Genomic DNA, 24,008 nt, shown 5'->3' on the forward strand with positions numbered 1-24,008 from the left:
CCGCCCAGAGAGGCGGCGCGGATTCCGTTACCCAGCGTGCGCTTGGTAGGTGAACGACTTCCGCGAGGGCCTCTTTGACCGGCTCGGTGTTCAGCGCCGTAATAAGTGATCTCGCAACGGTTTCTACCGTCATATCGGAATCACCGTTGATCACGACGTCACGGGGACCGTGATCGGTCATCACCGTGAGCGAGATTCGCATTACCCCTCCGGATTCGCCGTCTGCCGGACCAGGATAGAGAGGGTGCCGGGGTCTCTCCAGCGGGTCAGGCCGAGTGAGCGCTTGATCGCCTTACTAGTTGGTGACATCCGTGACCGAAACAATCTGTCGTTGCCGCATTGACGCCAGGCGGTAAGGGCGGAACGATGGTTCGCCGCGTACCCGTCAACGCCGACAGTCCGCAATCCCCCGAATTGGCGGAGCAGCCAGTGACGACGAGCAGTGATCGCAAGAGCGTCGCCGACACCTCCGGGCGGCCGTCGCTCGCAGTGGCGGCCGGCCACCGGATTCCCGTACCACCCCGGGAGCGCAAGCCGGCGATGGCGGCGCTGGCCGTCCTGCTCATCGTCGGAGGTGCGCTGGTCAGCGCCTATCTGGTGATGGCCAGCGGGCAGCGGGTCCCGGTCATCCGGGTCGCCCAGCCGGTGGCGGCGGGCCAGCGGATCCCGGCGTCCGCGCTGGAGGAGGTTCAGGTCTCGGCGACCGGCGGCCTCGACTACATCCCGTGGCGGGACCGCGCGAGGGTCACCGAGACGTACGCGACCGTCACCCTCGTCAAGGGCTCGCTGCTGACCAACGGGATGATCAGCACCGGCGCCTCGGCGGCCAAGGGCACCGTCGTCGTCGGGCTGGCCCTCAAGCCCGGGCAGCTTCCGGCGGGCGGCCTGCACCCGGGCGACCGCGTGGCGGTGTACTCCGTGGCGGTGCAGGGACAGACCGGCATCCAGGCCGGCGCCGTCCTCGCGCCCGCGGCGATGGTGTACGACGTCGCCGAGCCCGGCCAGAACGACGTCCAGAGCGACCAGGTCCAGGTGTCGGTGACCGTGCCCACCGACGAGGCGCCGCTCGTGACCCAGGCCGCGTCGGCGGGCGCGGTGGCGGTCGCCGTCCTCGCGCCCGGCGAGCAGGCGTCGGGAAAGCGGGCGCGGTCCACCGCCCCGCAGACGGCCGTCCCCCCGACGCCGCAGCAGTCGACGACGGAGCAGCAGCCGACCGGGCGCGAGCCGACCCCTCAGCACACCTCACGCCGGCCCACGGCGGGCACCTCGCACGGCGGCTCGACGGGCAAGCCCTGATGGCGCTCATCGTCCTGGCGGCGGACAAGGGAGCTCCGGGAGTCACGACCGCCGCCGTCGCGATCGCGGCGGTCTGGCCGCGTCCGGTGCTGCTGGCCGAGTGCGACCAGGCGGGCGGCGACCTGGTCTACCGGCTGCCCGGCGAGGACGGCGGCATGCTGAACCCCGCGCGCGGCATGCTGAGTCTGGCCGCCACCGCGCGGCGCGGGCTGCGCGCCGAGCAGATCTGGGAGCACACGCAGCGGCTCGTCGGTGGCCTGGACGTGCTCGTCGGCCTCACCAACGCCGAGCAGGCGCAGGGGCTCACCTGGCTGTGGGGGCCCCTCGGCCGCGCGTTCGCGGACCTCACCGTCCCCGGGTCTCCCGGGGACGTACGGGACACGGCTCCACCGGTCAACGGCGGTCCGCCCGCCACCACCCCGCCCGCGCCCGCGGTCGACGTGGTCGCCGACTGCGGGCGGCTGGGCGCCGGATCGGTCACGACCGATCTGCTCCGCGAGGCGTCCACCATCGTCCTGTTCACCCGCGCCACCCTTGAACACGTCGCTCACCTGCGTGAACGCATTAATTCCCTCGCATCGGAACTCGGTGGCCACGCTGCGCCGCCGATCGGTGTGGTCGTCGTGGCCGATCCCCGCGAATACCGCACCTCACTCACCGAGGTCGGCCGGATCATTTCCAATGCCAAATTGCCCGCGAGCGTTCTGGGGGGTTTCGCGCTGGATCCCAAGGGTGCTGAAATGCTGAGGGGGCGATGGGGCGGAAGGCTTGACAGATCACTGTTGATTCGTTCGGCCCGGCAGATCGCGGGCGGGCTCGCCGCGCGGGCCGCGGGCGGCCCGGAGACGGGCCGCGAGGGGCAGGGAGCGGCTAGTGGATCACAGTCTCGTTAAGCGACTGCGGCAGGAGGTGGGCGGGCGGCTCGCCGACCAGCGCCGCCTCGACGCCGCCAACGGCATCGCGCCCATGAGCTCGGAGGACGAGCGGCAGTTCGCCCGCGCCCTGATCGGGCAGGTCCTCGAGGAGTACGCCCGGTCGGAGATCGGCGCCGGTCGCCGCCCGCCGAACGCCGAAGAGGAGGAGCAGCTCGCGGCCGGCGTGCACGCCGCCCTGTTCGGTGTCGGCCGGCTCCAGCCGCTGCTCGAGGACCCCGAGATCGAGAACATCGACGTCAACGGCTGTGACCGGGTGTTCATCGGATACGCCGACGGCCGGGAGGCCATGGGCGAACCGGTCGCCGAGTCCGACGAGGAGCTCGTCGAGCTGATCCAGATCCTGGCGGCCTACAGCGGGCTGTCCAGCCGGCCGTTCGACTCCGCCAACCCGCAGCTGGACCTGCGGCTTCCCGACGGGTCCCGGCTGTCCGCCGTCATGGACGTCACCGTACGGCCCGCGCTGTCGATCCGCCGGGCCCGGCTGGGCAAGGTGTTCCTGTCCGACCTGGTGGGCAACGGCACGCTCAGCACCGAGATGGGCCTGTTCCTGCACGCGGCGGTCGCGGCCCGGAAGAACATCATGATCGCCGGGGCGACCAACGCCGGGAAGACGACCCTCCTGCGGGCCATCGCCAACGAGATCCCGACGAACGAACGCCTCATCACCGTCGAACGCGCGCTGGAGCTCGGCCTCGACCACTTTCCCGAGCTGCACCCCAACGCCGTCGCGCTCGAGGAGCGGCTGCCGAACTCCGAGGGCCAGGGCACGATCACCATGGCCGAGCTCGTCCGCCGCTCGCTGCGCATGAACCCCTCCCGCGTGATCGTCGGTGAGGTGCTCGGCGACGAGATCGTCACGATGCTCAACGCGATGACGCAGGGCAACGACGGCTCGCTGTCCACGATCCACGCCAACTCCTCGTGGGAGGTGTTCAACCGGATCGCGACGTACGCCCTGCAGTCCGACGAGCGGCTGCCGATCGAGGCCACGCACATGCTGATCGCAGGTGCCATCGACTTCGTCATCTTCATCGAGAAGCGCAACGACTACGTCCACGGCGGGCGGCTGCGCCGCTTCGTCTCCAGCATCCGTGAGGTCACCGGCTGCGACGGCCGGGTCCTGTCCAGCGAGATCTTCGAACCGGGCCCGGACGGCACCGCCGTGCCCGCCGCACCCATCGCCTGCGCCCAGGAGCTCGTGCCCTTCGGCTACGACCCGGCCCTCGGGGTCTCCTGGTGACGGGCGGTCTCGCCGACGTCGCCACGCTTCCGGCGATCCTCGCGGGCGCGATGATCGGAGGCGGCGTCTTCCTGCTCGTCGTCGCGATACGCGGCGTGCGGCCCCACCCGGGCCGGCCGTCCGGACGCAGCCGCGAGGAGCTCGTCCGTACGCTCAGCACGCGTACGGCGCTGGCGGTCATCGCCGGCGTCGCCACCCTGATCGTCACCCGGTGGCCGGTCGCCGCGCTCGGCAGCGGCCTGCTCGTCCTCGGCTGGAACACCATCGGCGGTGGCGCCGCCGAGGAGCGCCGTGCGATGGCCCGGCTCGAGGCGCTCGCCGCCTGGACCGAGTCACTGCGCGACACCATCGCCGGCGCCGTCGGTCTCGAGCAGGCCATCCCGTCGTCCCTGCGGGCCGTTGCTCCGGTGCTGGAGCCGCACGTACGGACCCTCGTCGACCGGCTCCACACCCGTGTCCCGCTCGCCGACGCGCTCCGCGGGTTCGGTGACGAGCTGAACGACCCGTCCGCCGACCTCGTGGTCGCCGCGCTCATCCTCAACGCGCGGCTGCGCGGCCCCGGCCTGCGCGACATGCTCGGGGCGCTCTCGACGTCCGCCCGCGCCGAGCTCGACATGCGCCGCCGCGTCGAGGCGAACCGCCGCACCACACGCCGCAGCGTCCAGATCGTCGTCGGCGTCTCGGTCGGCACGGCGCTGCTGCTGGCCGTCTTCAACCGGTCCTACGTGAAGATGTACGACTCATTCGTCGGCCAGCTCGTACTCACCGTGGTCGTCGGGCTGTTCGCCGCCGGATTCGTCTGGCTGCGCAGGCTCGCCAAGTACGAGATGCCGCAGCGCTTCCTCGGCGGGTCCGACACCGACCGGCCCGGCGTGCCCGGCGAGGTGCCCGAGACGGTCGCCCGCTGGCAGGGCCGTACCGGGACCGGCCCCAACCCCACGGTCAAGGGAGGCACCCGATGACCATCGCGCTGCTGGCCGGAGCGTTCTTCGGGCTGGGCGGATACCTCCTGTTCCGCGCCCTGTTCCCGCCACGGCCGGGCCTGGCCGCACGCCTCGCGGCCTTCGACGCCGCCCGCCGGCGCAGGGAGACGAAGCCCGAGCGCAGCGCGTCCGGCGACTCGGGCCGCTTCCCCGGGCTGCGCGCCCAGGTCGGCCGCTCCCTGGCGGCCTTCTACGAGGCCCGGGGATGGCAACAGCGCTCGGCCCGCGCGGACCTCGCCCTGCTGGACCGGTCGTTCGAGGCGTTCCTCGCCACGAAGTTCCTGCTGTCCGCGGCGGCGATCGTGTTCATCCCGATCCTCGTCGGCTACTTCGCCGTCCTGGGCCTGCGGGTCGCGGTGGCCGTGCCGGTGTGGGTGGGCCTGCTGTTCGCCCTCATCTTCTTCCTGCTGCCCGATCTTCAGCTGCGCCAGGAGGCGGCGGCGCGGCGCCGGGACTTCCGGCACGCCGTCAGCGCCTTCCTCGACCTCGTCGCGATGAACCTCGCGGGCGGGCGCGGCGTCCCCGAGGCCCTCACGACCGCGGCGAACGTCGGCGACGGCTGGACCATGCGCCGCATCCGCGACGCCCTGTCCAACGCCCGCATCACCGGCATCACGCCCTGGCAGGCACTCGGCCGGCTGGGCGAGGAGGTCAGCGTCGACGAGCTCCGCGACCTGGCCGCCGCACTGGCCCTGGTCGCCGACGACGGAGCGAAGGTGCGCCAGTCGCTCTCCGCCCGCGCGGCGAGCATGCGCAGCCGCGAACTGTCGGACGTCGAGGGCCGCGCCGGTGAACGCTCCCAGTCCATGCTCGTCGCGCAGCTCCTGCTGTGCGCCGGCTTCCTGATCTTCCTGGCCTATCCGGCGGTGATGCGGGTGATGGCCGCGTGACGTCGATCTCCACAAATCCCCCGCTGTGCGCAAGGAGTGCCATGCAGTCGCTCAATCCGATGAACGATCCCTTTGTCGCCTACGTCTGGTCGTCGGTGCAGCTGCGCATCCAGCGGCTCCGCGACGACACCGAGCGCTCCCGCGGGGCCTCGGCGATCGAGTGGGCGATCATCACCGGCCTCCTGGCGATGATCGCGCTCGGCGTCGGCGTCGTCATCTACCGCAAGGTCCGGTCCGCCGCGAACGACATCAAGACCAAGTGACCACCCGATGGACAGGCGGACGGATCGTGGCGCGAGCACGCTGGAGCTCGCGCTGCTGACCCCGGTCCTCCTGCTCGTCATCCTGCTGGTGGTCCAGTTCGCGATGGTCTACCACGCCCGGCACGTGGCGCTCGCCGCCGCGCAGTCGGGCGCCCGGGTGGCGCGCGAGAGCGGGAGCGGCGACTGGAAGGGGGAGTCGGAGGCGAAGGCGCGCGAGTACGTCCAGCAGATCGGCCCGGAACTGCTGAGCGGCGTCACGCCCCAGGCCGGCGGCGACCAGAACCAACGCTGGGTCGTCGTCACCGGTACGGCCGTGCGCGTCGTGCCGTTCCTCACCTTCCACGTCAGCCAGCGCTCGGGCGGACCGATCGAGTGCTACCGGCCCGACGTCGGCACCGGTGCCGCCTGCGGGGACCAGCCGCGCCCATGAGCACCCATGTGACGACGACGCCGCGACCGCGGTCGACCACCGGCACGGCAGAGGCCTCGCGCGGGGACGCGGGCACGATGTCGCTGGAGCTCGTGCTGCTGACGCCGATCCTTGTCGCGTTCATGATGCTGATGGTCGGGCTCGGCCGGATCGTGGAGGCACAGAGCCAGGTCGACGGCGCCGCCCGTGACGCGGCGCGGGCCGCGTCGGTCGCCCGTGACCGTGGGAGCGCGCGGGTCGACGCGGACAACGCGGCGAAGGCGACCATGAGCGGGAACAAGTGGTGCCAGGGCGGGCCGCAGGTCGACCCCGACTTCCGTGACTGGCGTCAGGGCGGCCAGGTCTCCGTCACGGTGCGGTGCGACATCGACCTGGGCGGCCTGTCGCTGATCGGCCTGTCCGCCTCGAAGACCATGGTCGGTACGGCGACGGCTCCCCTCGACACGCTCCGGAGGATCGATTGACCCGGTGGCGTAGGGCGGTGGACGAGGGCCGCGACCGGGGGACGGTCGCGATGTTCACCACGATCTTCGCCCTCTTCGTCATCGTGCTGGCCGGCCTGGTCGTCGACGGCGGCCTGGCGATCCACGCCCGCCAGCGCGCCGCGGACATCGCCGAGCAGGGTGCCCTCGCCGCCGCCGACGAGGTGGACCAGGGCGTCCTGCGGCAGACCGGCGAGGCGCGGATCACCGACCCGCGCGCGGCCTGCGCCCGCGCCGAACGCCTCGTGGCCACCTATCCCGAGGTGACGGGCCGGGCCAAGTGCCAGATCGAGGGCGGCCGGACCGCACGGGTCGTCGTGCAGATCAAGGTCCGGCTTCAACTGCTCGCGATCGTCCCCGGCTTCAGCGACTTCACGATGACGTCCGCGGCGACCGCTCACCCTCAGGAGGGGATCTGATGAGAAGGGTGCGCGACCGATGAGCGAGCGAAGCATGAGCACAGCGCCCCTGGTCAAGGAGGGCGCATGAGCGCCATACGGCGGCAGCCCGCGCGGATCGACCGCGGACGAGGGCCCGGTGACGTGGTCGTCGGCGTGCTCGCGCTCGCCGCCATCGCCGCGCTTCTCGCCGGCGTCCCGTTCGCGCTGCTCACCTTCTTCGGCTCGCCGATTCCGAGCCGGATGCCGTCGATGGAGACGTTCACGCAGCGCCTGGACACCACCGCGCTGATGCGCATCCTCGTCCTCGTCGTGTGGCTGGCGTGGGTGCAACTGGCCGCCTGCGTGATCGTGGAGGTGTACGCCGGGATCCGCGGGGTGGGCGTGCCGGCCCGGGTGCCGTTCGCCGGCGGCCCGCAGGCGGTCGCGCATCGGCTCGTCGTCGCCGCGCTGCTGCTGTTCACCGCGACGACCGTCGTCGTACCGGCGTTGACCGCGCCTCGCGCGACGCACGTCCAGGTCAAGGACCCGCCGCCGCGCCAGCAGCCGCGCCCGGCCGAACGCCCCGAAGCCGTCACCCGGCAGGCGCCGGAGCCGGACTCCGACGCGCCCGCCCCCATGGAGCACAACGCCGTCCGCAAGATCTACCGGGTCCGCCCCCCGGAGGGACGGCACCACGAGAGCCTCTGGGAGATCGCCGAGAAGTGCCTCGGCGACGGCCGCCGCTACCGCGAGATCTACACGCTGAACAAGGGCAAGCTGCAGCCGGACGGCACCCGGCTGACCATGGCGAGCCTGATCCGCCCGGGCTGGGTGCTCGACATGCCCGCCGACGCCACGCACGTGGAGGTCGTCCACCGGGGCCCGCACGACGGGCAGCACGAGCACGGGGTGCCGCACTCGGAGGTCCCCGGCGGGGTCCATCACCACGGCTCCGTCAACACCGAGAAGCAGGCGATCGAGGCAGCCCGGCGGGCGGCGCGCGAGGAGGCGCGGGAGGAGCACGCGAAGCAGGAGGGCCGTCAGGGCACCGGCTCGCAGAACGGACACGGCACCGGCTCCCAGGAGGGCGGTCAGGGTCCCGGCAGCCCCGGCCAGGAGACCGGTCGCCCACCGGCCGCACCCGCGCCGCACCCGACGGGCACGGCACCGTCCGCGCGGCCGCCCGCCCACGCGTCACCGCCCGCCCACGCGTCGCCGCGCGCCGAGCGGCCGGCCCCCGCCCACCCCGAGTCACCGCGGCAGCCGTCGCAGTCCCCCGCCGAGCGGCCCTCGCACCTGCCGGCGTTCGGGTGGCCCGAGGAACTGGCGGTGGCATCGCTGCTCGCCGCCGGGCTGCTCGCCGTGCTCGGCCGGCGGCGGCGCGAGCAGCTGTGGCGGCGGGCGTTCGGCACCAGGATCGCCCGGCCGGACGGGGAGGCCGCGCTCGCCGAGCAGGCGCTGCGCATCGGCGCGGACACCGACGCCACGCGCCTCCTCGACCTCGGCCTGCGGCAGATGTCGAAGGCCCTCGCCGCGGAAGGGCGCACGCTGCCCACCGTGTACGGGGTGCACCTCGGTACCGACAGCCTCGACCTGTGGATCGCCCCCGCCGACCGCAACCCGCCCGCGCCGTGGGAGGAGTACGACAACGGGCAGGTCTGGCGGCTGAACGCCGGCGCCCTCGACGGGCTGCCCACCGCGGACCTCGCGGACGTCCTCGCGCCGTACCCGGGACTGGTCTCGATCGGCACGAACGACACCGGCCGGATCCTCGTCGACCTGGAGACCGCGCACGGCCTGATCTCCCTGCACGGCCCGGACGAGATCCGCCGCGCCGCGCTCGCCGCCGTGGCGGTCGAGCTGGCGACGAACCGCTGGTCCGACCATATGCGGATCACGCTGGTCGGCTTCGGCGAGGAGCTGTCGCTGATCGCCCCGGATCGCATCCGCGCCGTCGCCACGCTCGCCGAGGCGCTGCCGGAACTGGAGAGCCGCACCGAGGAGGTGCGGCAGGCCCTGGCGGCCTCGGGCGCGGACTCCGTTCTCACCGGCCGCTGCCGCGGCGTGTTCGGCGAGGCGTGGATGCCGCACTACCTGATCATGGCCGACCCGCCGACGCCCGAGGAGGCCGAGCGCCTGGTCGCCCTGGCCCGTACCGGCCAGCGGATGGCGGCCGGGTACCTCGTCGCGGGCGAGACGCCGGGTGCGACGTGGACCTGGGACGTCACACCCGACGGGCGGCTCCGCGCCGGGGTCCTCGGGTTCGACGTCGAGGCGCAGCTCGTCCCCGAGCAGCACTATCGGGCGGTCGTCGAGCTGTTCCGTACCGCCGGGCGGGTGGAAGGCGTCCCGTACGGCGGCATCGACGCGGAGCCGGCCGTGCCGCCCGCGATGGGAGAGACCCGGCCGACGGTCGACATCCGGCTCCTGGGCCCCGTAGAGGTGGACGCGCCCGGCGTCGTGGAGGAGAGCCGCCGGGCGCTGTGCACCGAGGCCCTGGTCTACCTGGCGACGCATCCCGAAGGCGTGCACCCGACCGTGCTGGGCGGCGCGGTGTGGCCGCGCGGTGTGGCCGCGCCGGTGCGCGACGCGACGGTCGCCCGCGTCGCCGACTGGCTCGGATTCGACTCACGCGGCCGCCCCAACCTGTACCACGACGAGCGCGGCCGGATCCGGCTCGGATCGGAGGTCCGGGTCGACTGGGAGATGTTCCGCTGGCTCGTCTGGCGGTCGGCCGCCGAACCCGTCTCCGAGACGGCCTACCTGACGTACGCCCTCGACCTCGTACGCGGCCCGCTCATGGACGGTCGCCCGCGCGGCCGGTACGGCTGGCTGGCGGCCGAGGACCTGGAGTACGAGGCGACCGCGCGCATCGCGGACGTCGCGCACCGGCTCGTCCTCATGCGACTCGACGACGGCGACGCCCGGGGCGCGGTGTCCGCGGCCCGTGCCGGACTGCGGCTCGCGGTGGACGACGAGGGCCTGTGGCGTGATCTTCTGCGCGCCACCCACGCGACCGGCGACCACGCCGCGGTCCGCGGCGTCGTGGAAGAGCTGAGCGAACGTGTCAGCGCCGACCCGTTCGCCGCCCAGATGCAGCCCGAGACCGAGGCCCTGGTCGAGGAACTGGTCCCCCAGTGGCGCAGCGTCGCCGAGGGAGCCGGCTGAGCACGTCACACGGGCTGTGCGCTACCGGTAGATGCCGGTGTGCCCGAGCGAGAACCGGCCGGGTTGCGGGAAGACGCACAGCCCGTGCGGGGACGGACCGGCCGGGAGACGGTGGAGGATCCGCCCGGTCCGCGTGGACACGGCGAAGACCATGTCGGCCGCCCCGGCGGACAGCCAAAGCACCCGGCCGTCCGCCGACACCCCGCCCATGTCGGGCGCTGCCGGGACGCGCCAGCGGCCCACCACGCGGCGCTCGGCGAACGAGATCAGGGAGACGGCCCCCGTCCCGGTGACATAGAGGGTCGTGGCGTCCCGGCTGGGGGAGAGCCCGTCCGCGCCGCGTCCGGTGGCGATGAAGCCGTCCGTGCGCAAGCGTTGGGCGTCGACCAGCCACACGCCGCCGCGACCGGCGTCGGCGACGTAGAACGTCGCGCCGTCCGGAGACAGGCGGACGTCCCGCGGTCGCGATCCGGCCGCGAGCCGGAGCGTGCCCGTGACCCGGTGCCGGATCAGGTCGACGCGGACGAGCCACCCCGATCCGGAACATCCCACGAGCAGCGTGGACCCGTCGGCGGACAGGTCGGCGCCGGCCGGGTCGGGGCAGGGCAGGCGGACGGCCGACCGGAGCCGCATGGTCCGCGGGTCGCGGAGTTGGAGACGTCCCGGCCGCGCGCCCAGCACGAGGGCGTCCCGGCCGTCGAGGGTGAAGTAGAGGTCCACGGGGTTCGCGACGGGCACAGTACGGCCGAGGCCGCCGGTCCGCGGGTCGATCGGCACGAGCCCCGCCGCCTCGGTGACCCACAGCGTCCGCAGATTCCAGGACGGGACGACCTGCCGTGGCGCGCGGCCGACCGGGAGGCGGTGGAGCAGGCGGTACGTGCGGGCGTCGATGACGTCGATCACCGCGCCGCCGGCGACCGGGACGTACAGCCGGGGCGGCAGGCGCCGGGCAACGGGGCCGAGCATGCCCGCCTGGGTCGCGGCGTAGACGCCGGTGCGCCGGTCGGACGCGCTACGCCGGTCCAGCGAAGGCGAGGGTGTGACACGAGGCCGGATGTACGGCGCGGGCCCGCCGAGCGCCAGCACGGGGGAGTCACGCCCCGGCCGCCCGCGGAAGGGCACCGGCGACCGGCACCCGCCGAGGATCGCGCATCCGACGGCCAGAACCACGGCGACCACGATCCGGCCGCGCGCCGCCGGTCTACACCCCTCCATAGCTGCCCGACTGTAACCGGTTGAGGGCGGATCGTGAGCGGATAATCACGAAGAGGTTGCCATCGGCTCGAACGAGCATGCGCACCCAGCCCGGCATGGACGCACACCGCTACAGGAGGGGAAGAAGATGAGCTTTCGCCACTACCTGGTGTCCGGCCCTCCGTTCCCGGACGACTTCGACGACCTCATCGAGCGCGGCATGGACGATGGACGCGATGTCTCGTTCCTCTTTGAGGAATGAGGTGTCCTGTCGGAGCGCCGTGTTCGCCTGAGACGGCGTTGGACCGTTTACGGGAGGGTGCTGGTGCGCCAGGCGCCGGGGCCGTGCGGGAGGGGACGGCGGAGCTGCCGGGAACGGTCCGCCCACGCGGACCGGCGGGGCGGGGGTGTCGCTCCGGCGGCCTCGGCGGCCCGGGCGCGGGCGGTCAGCACCGCGACCAGCGCGGCGATCTCCTCCGGTGACGCGTCGCCGCGCACCACCTGCAGGAAGGGGCGCTCGCTCATGGATCCTCTCCTACAGCGGGATGTTGCCGTGCTTCTTGGGCGGCAGGGTCTTGCGCTTGTCGCGCAGCGCGCGGAGCGCCTTGACGACCTGGCTCCGCGTCTCGGACGGCTTGATCACGGCGTCGACGTAGCCCCGGGAGGCGGCGATGTAGGGGTTGGCGAGGGTGTCCTCGTAGTCGGTGATGAGCTCGGCCCGCCGGGTGTCCGGGTCCTCGGCGGCGGCCAGCTCGCGGCGGTAGAGGATGTTGACCGCGCCCTGCGCGCCCATGACGGCGATCTGTGCCGTCGGCCAGGCCAGGTTGATGTCCGCGCCGAGGTGCTTGGACCCCATGACGTCGTACGCGCCGCCGTACGCCTTGCGGGTGATCACCGTGACGAGCGGCACGGTGGCCTCGGCGTAGGCGTACAGGAGTTTGGCGCCGTGCCGGATGATGCCGTTCCACTCCTGGTCGGTGCCGGGCAGGAAGCCGGGCACGTCGACGAAGGTCAGCACCGGCACGTTGAACGCGTCGCAGGTGCGGACGAACCGCGCGGCCTTCTCGGACGCCTCGATGTCCAGCGTGCCGGCGAAGTGCATCGGCTGGTTGGCCACGATCCCGACCGGCCGGCCCTCGACGCGGCCGAACCCGCAGACGATATTCGGCGCGAACAGTGCGTGGACCTCGAGGAACTCCCCGTCGTCGAGGACGTGCTCGATGACGGTGTGCATGTCGTACGGCTGGTTCGGCGAGTCGGGGATCAGCGTGTCGAGCTCGAGGTCCTCGTCGGTGATCTCCGGCGGCGCCGGGGTGTCGTACGCCGGCGGGTCGGACAGGTTGTTCGACGGCAGGTAGGACAGCAGCGTCTTGACGTACTCGACGGCGTCCTGCTCGTCGGAGGCCTGGTAGTGCGCGACGCCGGACTTGGTGTTGTGAGTGTGCGCGCCGCCGAGGTCCTCGAAGGTCACCTCCTCGCCGGTGACCGTCTTGATGACGTCCGGTCCGGTGATGAACATGTGCGAGGTCTGGTCGACCATGACGATGAAGTCGGTCAGGGCGGGGGAGTAGACCGCGCCGCCCGCGCAGGGGCCCATGACGAGGGAGATCTGCGGGATCACGCCGGACGCGTGGGTGTTGCGCTTGAAGATCTCGGCGTACAGGCCGAGGGCGACCACGCCCTCCTGGATGCGGGCGCCGCCGGAGTCGTTGATGCCGATGACCGGGCAGCCGGTCTTCAGCGCGTGGTCCATGACCTTGACGATCTTCTCGCCGAACACCTCGCCGAGCGAGCCGCCGGCGACCGTGAAGTCCTGCGAGAAGATCGCGACCGGGCGGCCGTCGACCGTGCCGTGGCCGGTGACTACGCCGTCGCCGTACGGGCGGTTCTTCTCGACGCCGAAGCCGTGCGCGCGGTGCTGTGCCAGCTCGTCGAACTCGACGAACGACCCCTCGTCGAGGAACGCGTCGATTCGCTCGCGGGCGGTCATCTTGCCCTTGGCGTGCTGCTTCTCGACCGCGCGCGCGGAGCCGGCGTGGACGGCCTCGTACCGGCGGCGCTCCAGATCGGCGATCTTGCCCGCAGTGGTGTGGATGTCGATCTCGTCCGCGGGCAGGGGCTCGGGCGCTTGCGTGGCCATGAACGCCAGGGTAGCCAGCCCGCCGATCGCGGTTCCACGAGGGGCACGATCTCCGTGGGATCTCAGGGAGCGAGACGGGACTCTGACCACCTCATGTGGACGAACTACCCTGAGCTGCGTGTCGACTCGAAACTCCGCTCGGCAGGAGATGCCCGAGCCACTGCGCCGTGACGTCCGGCTGCTCGGTTCCCTCCTGGGGAACGTCCTCGTCGAGTACGGCGGGCAGGGCCTGCTCGACGACGTGGAGGCCCTGCGGCATGCGGTGATCGCCGCCCGCCGCGGTGAGACGTCCGTGGACGACGTCGCCGCGATCGTCGGCGGCTGGCCGCTCGACCGCGCGGAGCTCGTCGCCCGGGCGTTCACCGTCTACTTCCACCTGACGAACCTCGCCGAGGAGCACCAGCGGATCCGCACGCTCCGGGAGCGGGACACCGGCGAGACGCCGCAGCGCGAGTCCGTCGCCTCCGCCGTGGCCGAGATCGGCGCGGACCGCGTCCGCGAGCTGCTGGAGGACCTGGAGTTCCACCCGGTGCTGACCGCGCACCCGACGGAGGCGCGCCGCCGGGCGGTCGTCACCGCGATCCTGCGGATCAGCGCCCTCCTGAGGGACCTGCACGACCCGCGCGCGGGCAGCGGTGAGCGCGACGAGATCACCCGCCGGCTCGTCGAGGAGATCGACCTGCTGTGGCGCACCTCGCAGCTGCGCCGGACGAAGCCGGACCCGCTCGACGAGGTCCGCACCGCCATGGCGATCTTCGACGAGACGATCTTCCGGGTCGTCCCGGCGATCTACCGCTCGCTCGACGCGGCCCTGGCGCCCGGCACCGGCGAGCGGCCGCCGCTGGCCCGGCCGTTCGTGCGCTACGGCAGCTGGATCGGCGGCGACCGCGACGGCAACCCGTACGTCACCGCCCAGATCACCCGCGAGGCGATCGGCATCCAGGCCGACCACATCCTGCGCGCGCTGGCCAACGCCTGCACCCGGATCGGCCGCACGCTGACCGTGCACGAGACGACCACCCCGCCGTCGCAGGCGCTCACGGGCGCGCTCGCCGCCGCCCGCGCCGCCCAGCCCGACCTCGTCACCGAGGTCGGCAAGCGTTCGCCGGGCGAACCGCACCGGCAGTTCCTGCTCTACGCCGCCGAGCGGATCCAGGCCACGCGCCTGCGCGACGCCGACCTGGCGTACGGGAGCCCGGCCGACCTGCTCGTCGACCTGCGCATCGTCCAGGACTCCCTCGTCGAGGCGGGCGCGCCGCGTCAGGCGTACGGCGAGTTGCAGCACCTGATCTGGCAGGTGGAGACGTTCGGCTTCCACCTGGCGGAGCTGGAGATCCGCCAGCACTCCGCGGTGCACGAGAAGGCCCTCGCCGAGGTACGGGCCGGTGGCGCGCTGAGCGAGCAGACCGAGGAGGTCCTCGACACGCTGCGGGTGGCCGCATGGGTGCAGGAGCGGTTCGGCGTCGACGCGTGCCGCCGCTACGTCATCTCCTTCACCCGCACCGCCGACGACGTGGCCGCCGTGTACGAGCTGGCCGAGGCCGCCGCGATCGGCGGCAACGCGCCGGTCCTCGACGTCGTGCCGCTCTTCGAGACCGGCGAGGACCTCGACCGGTCCCCGGCCGTGCTGGACGGCATGCTCCACCTGGCGGGGGTGCGCCGCCGCCTCCTGGAGACCGGCCGCCGCATGGAGGTCATGCTCGGCTACTCCGACTCGGCCAAGCAGCTCGGCCCGACGACGGCGACCCTCAAGCTGTACGACACGCAGGCCGCCCTCGCGGCCTGGGCGGCCCGGCACGACGTCAAGCTGACGATGTTCCATGGCCGCGGCGGCGCGCTCGGGCGCGGCGGCGGCCCGGCCCACCGGGCCGTCCTGGCGCAGGCGCCCGGCTCGGTCGCGGGCCGGTTCAAGGTGACCGAGCAGGGCGAGGTGATCTTCGCCCGGTACGGCCACGCGGAGATCGCGCAGCGCCACGTCGAGCAGGTCGCCAACGCCGTCCTGCTGTCCTCCACCTCCGCGGTGCAGGAGAACGCGCTGGCCGCCGCCGAGCGGTTCCGGCCGCTGGCCGACCGGATCAGCGAGGCCGCCGAGCGGACGTTCCGGTCCCTGGTCGAGTCGCCGGGCTTCCCGGAGTGGTTCGCCTGCGTCAGCCCGCTGAACGAGCTGTCCAACCTCCGGCTCGGCTCCCGGCCGTCCCGGCGCAAGTCCACCACCTCGCTGGACGACCTGCGGGCGATCCCCTGGGTGTTCTCCTGGACGCAGACGCGGGTCAACCTGCCCGGCTGGTACGGCCTCGGCAGCGGCCTGGCCGCCGTGGACGACCTCGACGCGCTGCGCGAGGCGTACGGTTCCTGGCCGCTGTTCGCCGCGTTGCTGGACAACGCGGAGATGAGCCTGGCCAAGACGGACCGCGCGATCGCCGAGCGCTACCTCGCCCTCGGCGACCGGCCGGAGCTGGCCGAGACGGTGCTCGCCGAGTACGACCGCACGAGCTCCCTGGTCCTGCAGGTCACCGAGCACTCCCGCCTGCTCGAGAACCGCCGGGTGCTCTCCCTCGCGGTCGAGCTGCGCAACCCGTACGTCGACGCGCTGTCGCACCTGCAGCTGCGCGCGCTGCAGGAGCTGCGGGCCGGCATCGACGACGACGCCGAGCGCGAGCGGATCGAGGACCTGCTGCTCCTGGCCGCCGCCGGGGTCGCGGCCGGCCTGCAGAACACCGGCTGATCGCCGAGAATGGATGATTCTCGTCGATCTGACGGTTAGAGGGGTGCATGGGTATAAGGCTGGCCGAAGCCGTCGATCGTGAGTCGGTGGAGGCGATCGTCAAGGCGGCGTACGACCCGTGGATTCCGATGATCGGCATGGAGCCCGTCCCGCTCACCGCCGACTACGCGACGTTGATCGAGGCGGGGCTGGTCCACGTCCTGGAGGTCGAGCGGATGATCGACGCGCTGATCGTCCTGCGCCCCGAGGATGACGTGCTCCTTGTGGAGAATGTCGCGGTCAACCCGGATCGTCAGGGGCGCGGACTCGGGCGGCGGCTGCTGGCCTTCGCCGAGTTCCGCGCCCGGTCGCTCGGGCTGCCGGCGGTGCGGCTCTACACGAACGAGAAGATGACCTCGAATATCGGCCTGTACGAATCCCTGGGTTATCGCGAGACCGACCGGGCGGGAATCGACGGTCGCCGCGTCGTTCACATGCGAAAGCGGCTCTGAGCGGCGAGAAAGGCCGCACATCCGCGCCACATCCGAGGACGGGGGGCTGATCTTCACCTAAAGTCATAGGTGATGACTGTTCGCGAGCCTGTGTCTCACCTATCGCCGCTGCCGCGCTACGTGATCCTCGTAGACGTGGGGTATCTCTACGCCGCAGCGGGTGACCTCCTGTTCGGCGTCTCCTCCCGTCGCTCGTACCGGGTCGACGCCGAGGGGCTCATCAAGGCCCTGGGGGAGCACGCGGCCGCGTGCATGCGCGGAGAGTTGCTGCGCATCTACTGGTTCGACGCCGCGCGCGACCGCGTGCCGACGATCGACCAGCGGGTCGTCGCGCCGCTGCCCTTTGTGAAGCTCCGGCTCGGCAACCTCAACAAGCACAACCAGCAGAAGGGCGTCGACGCCCAGATCCGCGAGGACCTGGAGACGCTCGCCCGGCACGGCGCCGTGACCGACGCCATCCTGCTGGCCGGCGACGAGGACATGCTTCCGGCCGTCGAGGCCGCCCAGACCTACGGGGTCCGCATCCACCTGTGGGGCGTGGAGCCGCCGTACGGCACCAATCAGGCCGAGCGGCTGATCTGGGAGGCCGACACCGTCGACGTCGTCAACGCCGACTTCCTCAAGCCGTACTTCATGCTCGACGCCTCCCGCGAGGCCCCGCCGGAGACGCCGGTCACCCCGCCGATCCCGTCGCCCACGGCGGTCTTCGGCACCCGGCCCAAGCCCGCGCCGCCGCCCGTCCGCCAGCCCAACCCCGTCGCCAAGCTCGGCCCGAGCCGCGACCGCGTGGAGGAGATCGGCGAGCACATCGCGCACAAGTGGATCCTCACCCGCGGCCGCGACAACATTCGCGACCTGCTGCCCGGCCCGATCCTGCCCACGGTCATCGACAAGGAGCTGCTGATCGAGGGCGAGAAGGAGCTCGGCCACTCGCTGCGCCCCTACAAGGAGGCCCGAGACTGGCTGCGCGAGGGCTTCTGGGCACGCGTCTACCGCGAGTTCGACTTCAACGTCGGCGTCTCCGGCAAGGCCCCCCGCTGACCTGGGAGCCGGTGGATCTCCGTCCGGCTCTGCGGCGCCGCTCGCTACGAACCAGATCCACCGGACGCGCCCTAGGCTGGTGTGGTGAGCCACTCTCCGTACACCGATCTGGACCGGCCGCCGCTGAATGAGCGGTCGCTGAACCGTGCGCTCGTTCGCCCCGGCGGGTTCTGGCGCGAGATCCGGGTCGTCGCCGAGACGGGTTCCACCAACGCCGACGTCGCCGCGCTCGCCCGGCAGGGCGCCGACGAGGGCCTGGTGCTCGTCGCCGAGGCGCAGACGGCCGGGCGCGGGCGGCTCGCCCGGGCCTGGACCGCGCCGCCGCGTTCGGGGCTGGCCGTCTCGGTGCTGCTGCGCCCGCAGGTCCCGCTCGCCCGGCTCGGCTGGCTGCCGCTGATGGCCGGAGTGGCGGTGGTGACCGCGCTGCGCGGGTTCGTCGAGGTCGAGGGGATCGAGCGGGGCGGGATGGTCGACGCCGCCCTGAAGTGGCCGAACGACGTGCTCATCCATGACCGGAAGCTGGCCGGGATCCTCGCCGAGCGTGCGGAGGACGCCGTCGTGCTCGGCATCGGGCTCAACGTCAGCCTGCGCGCCGACGAGTTGCCGGTGCCGACCGCGACCTCTCTGGCGCTGGAGGGCGCTCCGGCCGACCGGGACCCGGTGCTCCGCGCGATCCTGCGCGAGCTGGCCGCCGGTTACGCCGACTTCTGCGGGGAGTGGGTCGAGGGCTCCCTGCGGGAGGCGTACCGCGCGGTGTGCGCGACGCTCGGCCGGCAGGTGCGCGTCGAGTTGCCCGGCCCCGACGGTGTCCTCACGGGCGAGGCCGTGGACATCGACGAGAACGGGCGGCTGGTCGTCCGCGCGGCCGACGGTGATCACGCGCTCAGCGCCGGCGACGTCGTCCATGTCCGATAAGCCGGAATCGGCGTCGGGCGCGCGGATCTCGCCGACGCACAGGCCCGGCGCATAGGCGCGTCCGGTACGCGGACCCAACTGGACCGGTCCGCGACACGCCGGTTTAATTGGGCTATCCCCATCCTCCGGAGGTCGTTGCATGGCCAGTGTGGCTGAGCTCAAGGGCGCCATCGCCCAGGCCGGCGAAGAGGCCGAGCAGGCCGTGCAGCTGCTCGTCCAGGCCGGCGGCCGAGCCGAGTCGGCGCTGCAGTACCTGATCGCGGTGGCCCAGGGGAGTGAGCACGACGCGCTCAGCGGCGCGCTGGGCGCGATGGGGCAGGCGGTCGAGAGCATCGAGGAGACCCAGAGCCAGATCGGCGCCGCGATCGAAGAGGCGAACGCCTACGCCGAGGGGCTTTAAAGCGCCTGCCACCCACGCCGAGGAGCTCAACGCGCCCGCCCGTCACGTCCCCGACCGAGGTACCCGCCCACCGCCGTCTGCGTGAAAGCCGCAGGATCCCCACATGACGCTCAAGCCCGGCGATCTCGTTGCCGCCGTGCGCAAGGACATCCGGCAGGCGCGCGGGGCGATCCGCGCCCGCCGGAGCGAGCTCGACGAGATGATCGCCAGCGCCGAGGCCGCGGTCGAGCAGGGCCGCCGCGACGTCGCCGCGACGAGCGGGCCGGAGACGGCCGCGGCGGTCGACGGCTGGCGGGAGCTGGCCGGTGAGGCCGCCTCCGGCGCGGCGTCCGCCGCGTGGTCCGACTGGCCGGCCGAGCCGGAGCCCGCCGACGCGGGGCCGTGCCTGTACCGGATCGGGACGGTCGCAGAGGACGTCCCCGCGCTGATCCCGCTGCTGGACACCGGCCACCTGAAGATCACCGGCGGCCAGACGCCGCTGGCCGACGCGATCGTCGACTCGCTGCTCGTCCGGATCGTGGCGACGACGCGGCCCGGCTCCGTGCGGGTCAGCCTGTACGACCCGCGGCGGCTCGGAGCCGGGCTGGGCGGCTTCCACGCCCTGTCCCGGCCGGGGCTGCTCACGGTCTACGGCGTGGAGGAGTTCAAGGACCTGCTCGGTTCGCTGGATCGTGACATCCGGCGGATCCAGCGCGACGTGCTCGGCGGCGGGCACTCCTCGCTCGCGGCGCTCGCCGCGGCCACGGGCCGGCGGCCGGAGCCGTGGCAGGTCGTGATCGTGCAGAGCCCGGTGCGCGGGTTCCGGGATGACGAGATCGCCCACCTCAACAGCGTGATGCACGCCGGGGCGGCCTGCGGCATCCACGTGGTGTGCCGTGACGTCCCCGTGGACGACGCGCCGGGCATCGAGACGGTCGACATCGCGGCGGACGGGCACGTCACGACCTCGATGACGGGTGGGCTGGAGGTGACGGTCGAGCCGCCGCCGGCCGAGCTGGTCCGCGCGGTCTGCGAGCGGGCCGCCCGCTGGGCGGGCATCGAGCGCGACCCGCCGCGGTTCGCCGAGCTCGTCCCGCACCGGATGTGGAGCGAGTCGTCGGCGGCCGGGGTCCGGGCGCCCATCGGCGAGGACGTCGACCGGTACGAACCGGTCGAGGTCTTCCTCGGCGACGACCCGGTGCACGCGCTCGTCGGCGGCCCACCAGGCTCGGGCAAGACCAACTTCCTCTACGCGATGATCGGGTCGATGGCCGCCCGCTACTCGCCGGACGAGCTGGAGTTCTACCTGCTGGATTTCAAGGAGGGCGTGTCATTCGCCCGCCTGGCCAGCGGCCGTACGGACAAGACATGGCTGCCGCACGCCCGACTCATCGGTGTGAACATCAACAACGACCGGGAGTTCGGCCTGGCGCTGCTGCGCTTCCTCGCCCGCGAGCTCGAACGCCGGGGCGCCGCAGCCCGCGAGCACGAGGTCACCAAGATCGAGGAGCTGCGGGCCGTCGACCCGGACGGGCACTGGCCGCGCATCGTCGCGGTGATCGACGAGTTCCAGGTGCTCATCCAGCAGCAGGACAAGATCACCGACGAGTCGCTGTACCTCCTCAACGACCTGGCCCGCCGGGGCCGCTCGCAGGGCATCCACCTCGTACTGGCCAGCCAGAACATCGGCGGCGTCCAGTCGCTGTGGGGGCGCGGGGCCATCCTCGACCAGTTCACGCTGCGGATCGCGCTGCCGAAGGCGCGCCGCATCCTCGCCGACGACAACACCGCCGCGCTCCAGGTCGCGCGCTTCTGCGCGGTGGTCAACGCCGAGTCCGGGGCGCGGCAGGCCAACCGCATCGCCCGGCTGCCGGACGCGGGGACGGCCGGGACGTTTGACGCACTGCAGCGGGAGCTGTGGCAGCGCCGCCCCGAGCACCTCGAACCCCCGCGGATCTTCGACGGCGCGCACGTTCCCGAGCTGATGACCGCTCCCACCCTGCCGCCGGGGGAGAGCGCGGTCGGGCAGCGGATCGACCTGGCCGGCAGCGCCGCGACCGTGCGCTTCGACCGCGCGCCCGGCCGCAACCTCGCGGTCGTCGGCACCCGCGCCGACGAGGCGTACGACGTGCTGGCCTCGGCGGTGCTGTCGCTGGCCCGCGGGCACGCGCCCGGGTCGGCGGTCTTCCGGCTGTACGCGCTGGACGACCAGCTGGAGCCGCGGGTCGGCCTGCTGCTGCGGCGCTTGGTCGACAACGGCCACGAGGCCGTCCTCGGCGGGGACCTGCCCGAGGTCGCCGACCAGGCCGTTCCCGAGTACCTCGTGCTGTTCGCGGTGGACGCCGGGACCACCCGCTCCGACGAGCTGCGCCGGTCGGTGCGCCGCCTGGTCGAGTACGGTCCGGAGCACCGTATGCACGTGCTCGGCTGGTGGCGCACGACCGACCGGCTCAAGGCCGACGTCGTCGAGCGCGTCGGGTCGGTGCGCAACATCGACGCGTGGGTCGCCCTGGACGTACGGGACAGCGAGCTGTCGCCGCTGCCGGGCGGCCAGATGCTGAGCTGGGTCCCGCGCCGCCGGCGCGCCCTGTTCCACGACCAGCGCACCGGTGAGCCGCCGCAGCCGATCATCCCCTTTGAGGTCATGAGCGAGACGGCGGAGGGCCGATGACGGATCCGCAGACGGCACGGCGGGCGTACAAGGAGTACGCCGCGGAGGCCGGCCGGAGGCTGCTCGCGGCGGAGGAGGCGCGGCGCCGGCTGGAGGAGGCCGAGGAACGGCGGACCGAGGCGTACGCCTCGGTCGAGCAGGAGTGGGCGCGCCTCGACGGGCTGGAGGAGCGGGCCACCGGCGTCTGGCGGGAGCTGACGACGCGGTTCGGCCCCCACGCGGTGGGCCCGCTTCCCGATCCCGGCGACGACGTGCGACGCGACCAGGAAGCCGCAGAGCTGCTGGGCGACGCGCACCGGCGGGTGCGCGAACCCGTGAACTACCCCCTCGCGGGCCGGTACATCCAGACGGTGGTGCTCGGGTTCGTCGCGGCCGTGGTGGTCACCGCGGTCGGCTTCGAGCTCGCGAAGGGCCTGCGCGACCTGGGGCAGGTGCGGCTCGTCCTGGCGTACGGGCCGGTGCTGGCGGCGCCGTTGATCGGGCAGCAGGCGGCCAAGGGGTGGATCCGGCTGCGGACGTCGCACGAGGAGCGGGAGTACGCCGTGGACACCGCGACCGGCGGGCTGGCCGGGGGCGGCGGCGTGTGGCTCATCGCGCTCATCTTCATTGTTGTCCACATTGTGACGTGATCGACGCGCTGAGCATCCACTGAGCGATCGTTTCTGCCAGGATTGCGCCATGGGTCTTGCGAAGAGCTCGTTGGGCGATGACGAAGAGATCGTCCTTGAATTTCACCCCCACTGGACGACGCTGGTCGGCACGATCTTCTGGGCGGTCGTCGCGGTCGCCATCGCCGCCGTCGCGATCTTCTTCATCCCGGACGGCAGCGCGCAGACGCTGATCCGCCTCATCATCGCGGCCGTGGGCCTCGTCGCGGTCCTCGTGGTCGGGCTGCTCCCGTTCCTGCGGTGGGTCACCACGTCGTACACGCTGACCAACCGGCGGTTCGCTCTGCGCGACGGCATCCTGTCCCGCTCGCACCGGGACATCCCCCTCACGCGGGTCAACGACGTGTCGTTCCAGCAGAGCCTGATCCAGCGGATCCTGCGCAGCGGCACGCTCACCGTCGAGTCGGGCGGCGAGCACGGCCAGCTCGTGCTGAAGAACATCCCCCGCGTCGAGTACACCCAGAACCAGCTCTACCGCATCGTCGAGGAGCTGACCGACGGCGACGGCGTACGCCCGTAGATGAGCGACGCGCCGGACCCGCGGCAGATCGAGGAGCTGCTCCTCGGCGGTGAGCTCCGATACACCCGGATCGACGCGATCAAACGGTCCGGGGTGTCAGAGGAGTTCACCCAGCGGCTCTGGCGCGCGTTCGGGTTTCCGCATCCCGCCGACGAGACGATCGCCTTCACCGAGGGCGACCTCGACGCCCTCGTCCGGATCCGGGAGCTCCTCCACGAGGGTCTGCTGGACGAGGACATGGTCCTTCGCATGGTCCGCGCGGTCGGCCAGACGATGGCGCGGCTCGCCGAATGGCAGATCGACGTCATCATCGGCGGGCTCACCGACCCCCTCGAGCCGCCGCCGCCCGAGATCGTCCGCCTCATCGTGGACCACGCCCAGAACCACATCGCGGCGCTGGAGCCTCTCCTCGTCCACGCGTGGCGACGGCAGCTCGCCGCCGCCGGCACCCGCGCGCTGACCGCGTCGACGGCGGAAGACGCCCTGCCGGGGCGGCCGCGGCGGGTCGTGGGTTTTGCCGACATCGTGGAGTTCACCGAGACCAGCCGGAACCTCGACGAGCGCGACCTGGCCCGGCTGGTCGAACGCTTCGAGGAGACCGCCTCTGACATCGTCGCCGAGCACGGTGGCCGGATCGTCAAGACCCTGGGCGACGAGGTTCTCTACACCGCCGACACGCCCGCGCTGGGCACGGAGATCGGGCTGCGCATCGCCGAGGCGGTCCGCGCGGGCGGGGACACGGACGTGCGGGTCGGCATGGCGTACGGCCTGGTGCTAACGCTGATGGGCGACGTCTTCGGCACGACCGTGAACCTCGCGAGCCGGCTCACCTCGATCGCCCGGCCCGGCACCGTCCTCGCCGACGCCGATCTGGCCGACGGCCTGCGCGGCGGTGACGCGTACGAGCTCATCCGCATCGGCCGCCGCCCGGCCCGCGGCCTCGGCATCATCCAGCCGTACGTCGTCCGCCGCGCGCGTTGGCGGGCACCGGGATGACGATCAGCGGTCGGTCGTTGCCGGTAGGAGGTGACCACGCCTCCCTGGCCGTCTCGCACGTCAGGTGCCATCCGTGATCTTGAATGTGCCGCGCCGGGCAGAGTGTTGACGTTCGGTGCACCCCTGGGCACGGATCTGCGGCGAAAGCCCCGTAAGCTGGGGTTTTAGTCTGGTTGGTGGCGTCAAGCAACTACCGGGCAA

General features: G+C 72.5%; 22 protein-coding genes. 19 read left to right on the forward strand and 3 right to left on the reverse strand.

Annotated elements, in window-relative coordinates:
* Positions 1-429 precede the first annotated feature (429 nt).
* The 10 genes from AB0I04_RS32490 to AB0I04_RS32535 all read left to right on the forward strand — a co-directional run bounded on the left by AB0I04_RS32490 (position 430) and on the right by AB0I04_RS32535 (position 10,067).
* The gene (locus AB0I04_RS32490; RefSeq protein ID WP_360893065.1) at positions 430-1,296 is read left to right on the forward strand and encodes a hypothetical protein; all 867 of its coding nucleotides are present in this window, start codon (positions 430-432) and stop codon (positions 1,294-1,296) included.
* Complete coding sequence (locus AB0I04_RS32495; protein ID WP_360893068.1) at positions 1,296-2,189, forward strand: hypothetical protein; 894 nt, start codon at positions 1,296-1,298, stop codon at positions 2,187-2,189. Before AB0I04_RS32490 ends, AB0I04_RS32495 begins: the two co-directional genes overlap by 1 nt.
* Positions 2,170-3,471 carry an ATPase, T2SS/T4P/T4SS family gene (locus AB0I04_RS32500; RefSeq protein WP_360893071.1) on the forward strand — a complete coding sequence of 434 codons (1,302 nt, stop codon included), beginning with the start codon at positions 2,170-2,172 and terminating at the stop codon, positions 3,469-3,471. Before AB0I04_RS32495 ends, AB0I04_RS32500 begins: the two co-directional genes overlap by 20 nt.
* Complete coding sequence (locus tag AB0I04_RS32505; RefSeq protein ID WP_360893074.1) at positions 3,468-4,433, forward strand: type II secretion system F family protein; 966 nt, start codon at positions 3,468-3,470, stop codon at positions 4,431-4,433. Before AB0I04_RS32500 ends, AB0I04_RS32505 begins: the two co-directional genes overlap by 4 nt.
* Positions 4,430-5,344, forward strand: a complete 915-nt coding sequence (locus AB0I04_RS32510; RefSeq protein WP_360893077.1) for a type II secretion system F family protein — start codon at positions 4,430-4,432, stop codon at positions 5,342-5,344. Before AB0I04_RS32505 ends, AB0I04_RS32510 begins: the two co-directional genes overlap by 4 nt.
* Before the next feature lie 41 nt (positions 5,345-5,385).
* Positions 5,386-5,607 (forward strand): hypothetical protein, encoded by a 222-nt coding sequence (locus tag AB0I04_RS32515; RefSeq protein WP_252841020.1) that lies wholly within the window; start codon positions 5,386-5,388, stop codon positions 5,605-5,607.
* A gap of 7 nt (positions 5,608-5,614) precedes the next feature.
* Complete coding sequence (locus tag AB0I04_RS32520; protein WP_360893081.1) at positions 5,615-6,037, forward strand: TadE/TadG family type IV pilus assembly protein; 423 nt, start codon at positions 5,615-5,617, stop codon at positions 6,035-6,037.
* On the forward strand, positions 6,034-6,501 hold the full coding sequence (locus AB0I04_RS32525) for a TadE family protein (protein ID WP_360893084.1): 468 nt from the start codon (positions 6,034-6,036) through the stop codon (positions 6,499-6,501). Before AB0I04_RS32520 ends, AB0I04_RS32525 begins: the two co-directional genes overlap by 4 nt.
* Positions 6,502-6,518: 17 nt before the next feature.
* Positions 6,519-6,938: a Tad domain-containing protein gene (locus tag AB0I04_RS32530; RefSeq protein WP_360893087.1), complete on the forward strand. Its 420-nt coding sequence runs from the start codon at positions 6,519-6,521 to the stop codon at positions 6,936-6,938.
* Between the two features lie 66 nt (positions 6,939-7,004).
* The gene (locus AB0I04_RS32535) at positions 7,005-10,067 is read left to right on the forward strand and encodes a hypothetical protein (protein ID WP_360893090.1); all 3,063 of its coding nucleotides are present in this window, start codon (positions 7,005-7,007) and stop codon (positions 10,065-10,067) included.
* A gap of 21 nt (positions 10,068-10,088) precedes the next feature.
* Here AB0I04_RS32535 and AB0I04_RS32540 read toward each other — a convergent pair whose 3' ends face one another.
* The 3 genes from AB0I04_RS32540 to AB0I04_RS32550 form a co-directional block, all read right to left on the reverse strand.
* Positions 10,089-11,282: a hypothetical protein gene (locus AB0I04_RS32540; protein WP_360893092.1), complete on the reverse strand. Its 1,194-nt coding sequence runs from the start codon at positions 11,280-11,282 to the stop codon at positions 10,089-10,091.
* A gap of 288 nt (positions 11,283-11,570) precedes the next feature.
* Positions 11,571-11,786: an acyl-CoA carboxylase subunit epsilon gene (locus AB0I04_RS32545; protein WP_360893095.1), complete on the reverse strand. Its 216-nt coding sequence runs from the start codon at positions 11,784-11,786 to the stop codon at positions 11,571-11,573.
* 10 nt (positions 11,787-11,796) lie between these two features.
* Positions 11,797-13,401 (reverse strand): acyl-CoA carboxylase subunit beta, encoded by a 1,605-nt coding sequence (locus AB0I04_RS32550; protein WP_360893097.1) that lies wholly within the window; start codon positions 13,399-13,401, stop codon positions 11,797-11,799.
* Positions 13,402-13,549: 148 nt separating this feature from the next.
* Between AB0I04_RS32550 and AB0I04_RS32555 the strand changes: the two genes are divergently transcribed.
* The 9 genes from AB0I04_RS32555 (at position 13,550) to AB0I04_RS32595 (ending at position 23,807) form a co-directional block, all read left to right on the forward strand.
* Positions 13,550-16,126 (forward strand): phosphoenolpyruvate carboxylase, encoded by a 2,577-nt coding sequence (locus tag AB0I04_RS32555; protein WP_360893226.1) that lies wholly within the window; start codon positions 13,550-13,552, stop codon positions 16,124-16,126.
* 47 nt (positions 16,127-16,173) lie between these two features.
* Complete coding sequence (locus AB0I04_RS32560; RefSeq protein WP_360893100.1) at positions 16,174-16,617, forward strand: GNAT family N-acetyltransferase; 444 nt, start codon at positions 16,174-16,176, stop codon at positions 16,615-16,617.
* Positions 16,618-16,689: 72 nt separating this feature from the next.
* A complete protein-coding gene (locus AB0I04_RS32565; protein ID WP_360893103.1) occupies positions 16,690-17,658 on the forward strand; it encodes an NYN domain-containing protein in 969 nt (322 codons plus the stop codon).
* A gap of 84 nt (positions 17,659-17,742) precedes the next feature.
* The gene (locus AB0I04_RS32570) at positions 17,743-18,573 is read left to right on the forward strand and encodes a biotin--[acetyl-CoA-carboxylase] ligase (protein ID WP_360893106.1); all 831 of its coding nucleotides are present in this window, start codon (positions 17,743-17,745) and stop codon (positions 18,571-18,573) included.
* A gap of 139 nt (positions 18,574-18,712) precedes the next feature.
* On the forward strand, positions 18,713-18,973 hold the full coding sequence (locus AB0I04_RS32575; RefSeq protein WP_360893109.1) for a hypothetical protein: 261 nt from the start codon (positions 18,713-18,715) through the stop codon (positions 18,971-18,973).
* A gap of 103 nt (positions 18,974-19,076) precedes the next feature.
* Positions 19,077-21,623, forward strand: coding sequence for an FtsK/SpoIIIE domain-containing protein (locus AB0I04_RS32580; protein WP_360893112.1), 2,547 nt, complete (start codon positions 19,077-19,079; stop codon positions 21,621-21,623).
* A complete protein-coding gene (locus tag AB0I04_RS32585; RefSeq protein WP_360893115.1) occupies positions 21,620-22,252 on the forward strand; it encodes a hypothetical protein in 633 nt (210 codons plus the stop codon). Before AB0I04_RS32580 ends, AB0I04_RS32585 begins: the two co-directional genes overlap by 4 nt.
* A gap of 49 nt (positions 22,253-22,301) precedes the next feature.
* Entirely contained in the window at positions 22,302-22,811 is a 510-nt protein-coding gene (locus AB0I04_RS32590) for a PH domain-containing protein (protein WP_360893118.1), read from the forward strand.
* Positions 22,812-23,807, forward strand: coding sequence for an adenylate/guanylate cyclase domain-containing protein (locus tag AB0I04_RS32595; RefSeq protein ID WP_360893121.1), 996 nt, complete (start codon positions 22,812-22,814; stop codon positions 23,805-23,807).
* Positions 23,808-24,008 lie beyond the last annotated feature (201 nt).

The organism is Actinoallomurus sp. NPDC050550, assembly GCF_040655075.1.
Lineage (GTDB): Bacteria > Actinomycetota > Actinomycetes > Streptosporangiales > Streptosporangiaceae > Actinoallomurus.

Coding starts and splice junctions, on each gene's coding strand:
- AB0I04_RS32515 (WP_252841020.1), top strand. CDS start 5,386: ATGCAGTCGCTCAATCCGATGAACGATCCCTTTGTCGCCTACGTCTGG.
- AB0I04_RS32555 (WP_360893226.1), top strand. CDS start 13,550: ATGCCCGAGCCACTGCGCCGTGACGTCCGGCTGCTCGGTTCCCTCCTG.
- AB0I04_RS32535 (WP_360893090.1), top strand. CDS start 7,005: ATGAGCGCCATACGGCGGCAGCCCGCGCGGATCGACCGCGGACGAGGG.
- AB0I04_RS32545 (WP_360893095.1), bottom strand. CDS start 11,786: ATGAGCGAGCGCCCCTTCCTGCAGGTGGTGCGCGGCGACGCGTCACCG.
- AB0I04_RS32495 (WP_360893068.1), top strand. CDS start 1,296: ATGGCGCTCATCGTCCTGGCGGCGGACAAGGGAGCTCCGGGAGTCACG.
- AB0I04_RS32520 (WP_360893081.1), top strand. CDS start 5,615: ATGGACAGGCGGACGGATCGTGGCGCGAGCACGCTGGAGCTCGCGCTG.
- AB0I04_RS32580 (WP_360893112.1), top strand. CDS start 19,077: ATGACGCTCAAGCCCGGCGATCTCGTTGCCGCCGTGCGCAAGGACATC.
- AB0I04_RS32565 (WP_360893103.1), top strand. CDS start 16,690: ATGACTGTTCGCGAGCCTGTGTCTCACCTATCGCCGCTGCCGCGCTAC.
- AB0I04_RS32510 (WP_360893077.1), top strand. CDS start 4,430: ATGACCATCGCGCTGCTGGCCGGAGCGTTCTTCGGGCTGGGCGGATAC.
- AB0I04_RS32550 (WP_360893097.1), bottom strand. CDS start 13,401: ATGGCCACGCAAGCGCCCGAGCCCCTGCCCGCGGACGAGATCGACATC.
- AB0I04_RS32525 (WP_360893084.1), top strand. CDS start 6,034: ATGAGCACCCATGTGACGACGACGCCGCGACCGCGGTCGACCACCGGC.
- AB0I04_RS32590 (WP_360893118.1), top strand. CDS start 22,302: ATGGGTCTTGCGAAGAGCTCGTTGGGCGATGACGAAGAGATCGTCCTT.
- AB0I04_RS32540 (WP_360893092.1), bottom strand. CDS start 11,282: ATGGAGGGGTGTAGACCGGCGGCGCGCGGCCGGATCGTGGTCGCCGTG.
- AB0I04_RS32575 (WP_360893109.1), top strand. CDS start 18,713: ATGGCCAGTGTGGCTGAGCTCAAGGGCGCCATCGCCCAGGCCGGCGAA.
- AB0I04_RS32595 (WP_360893121.1), top strand. CDS start 22,812: ATGAGCGACGCGCCGGACCCGCGGCAGATCGAGGAGCTGCTCCTCGGC.
- AB0I04_RS32560 (WP_360893100.1), top strand. CDS start 16,174: ATGGGTATAAGGCTGGCCGAAGCCGTCGATCGTGAGTCGGTGGAGGCG.
- AB0I04_RS32585 (WP_360893115.1), top strand. CDS start 21,620: ATGACGGATCCGCAGACGGCACGGCGGGCGTACAAGGAGTACGCCGCG.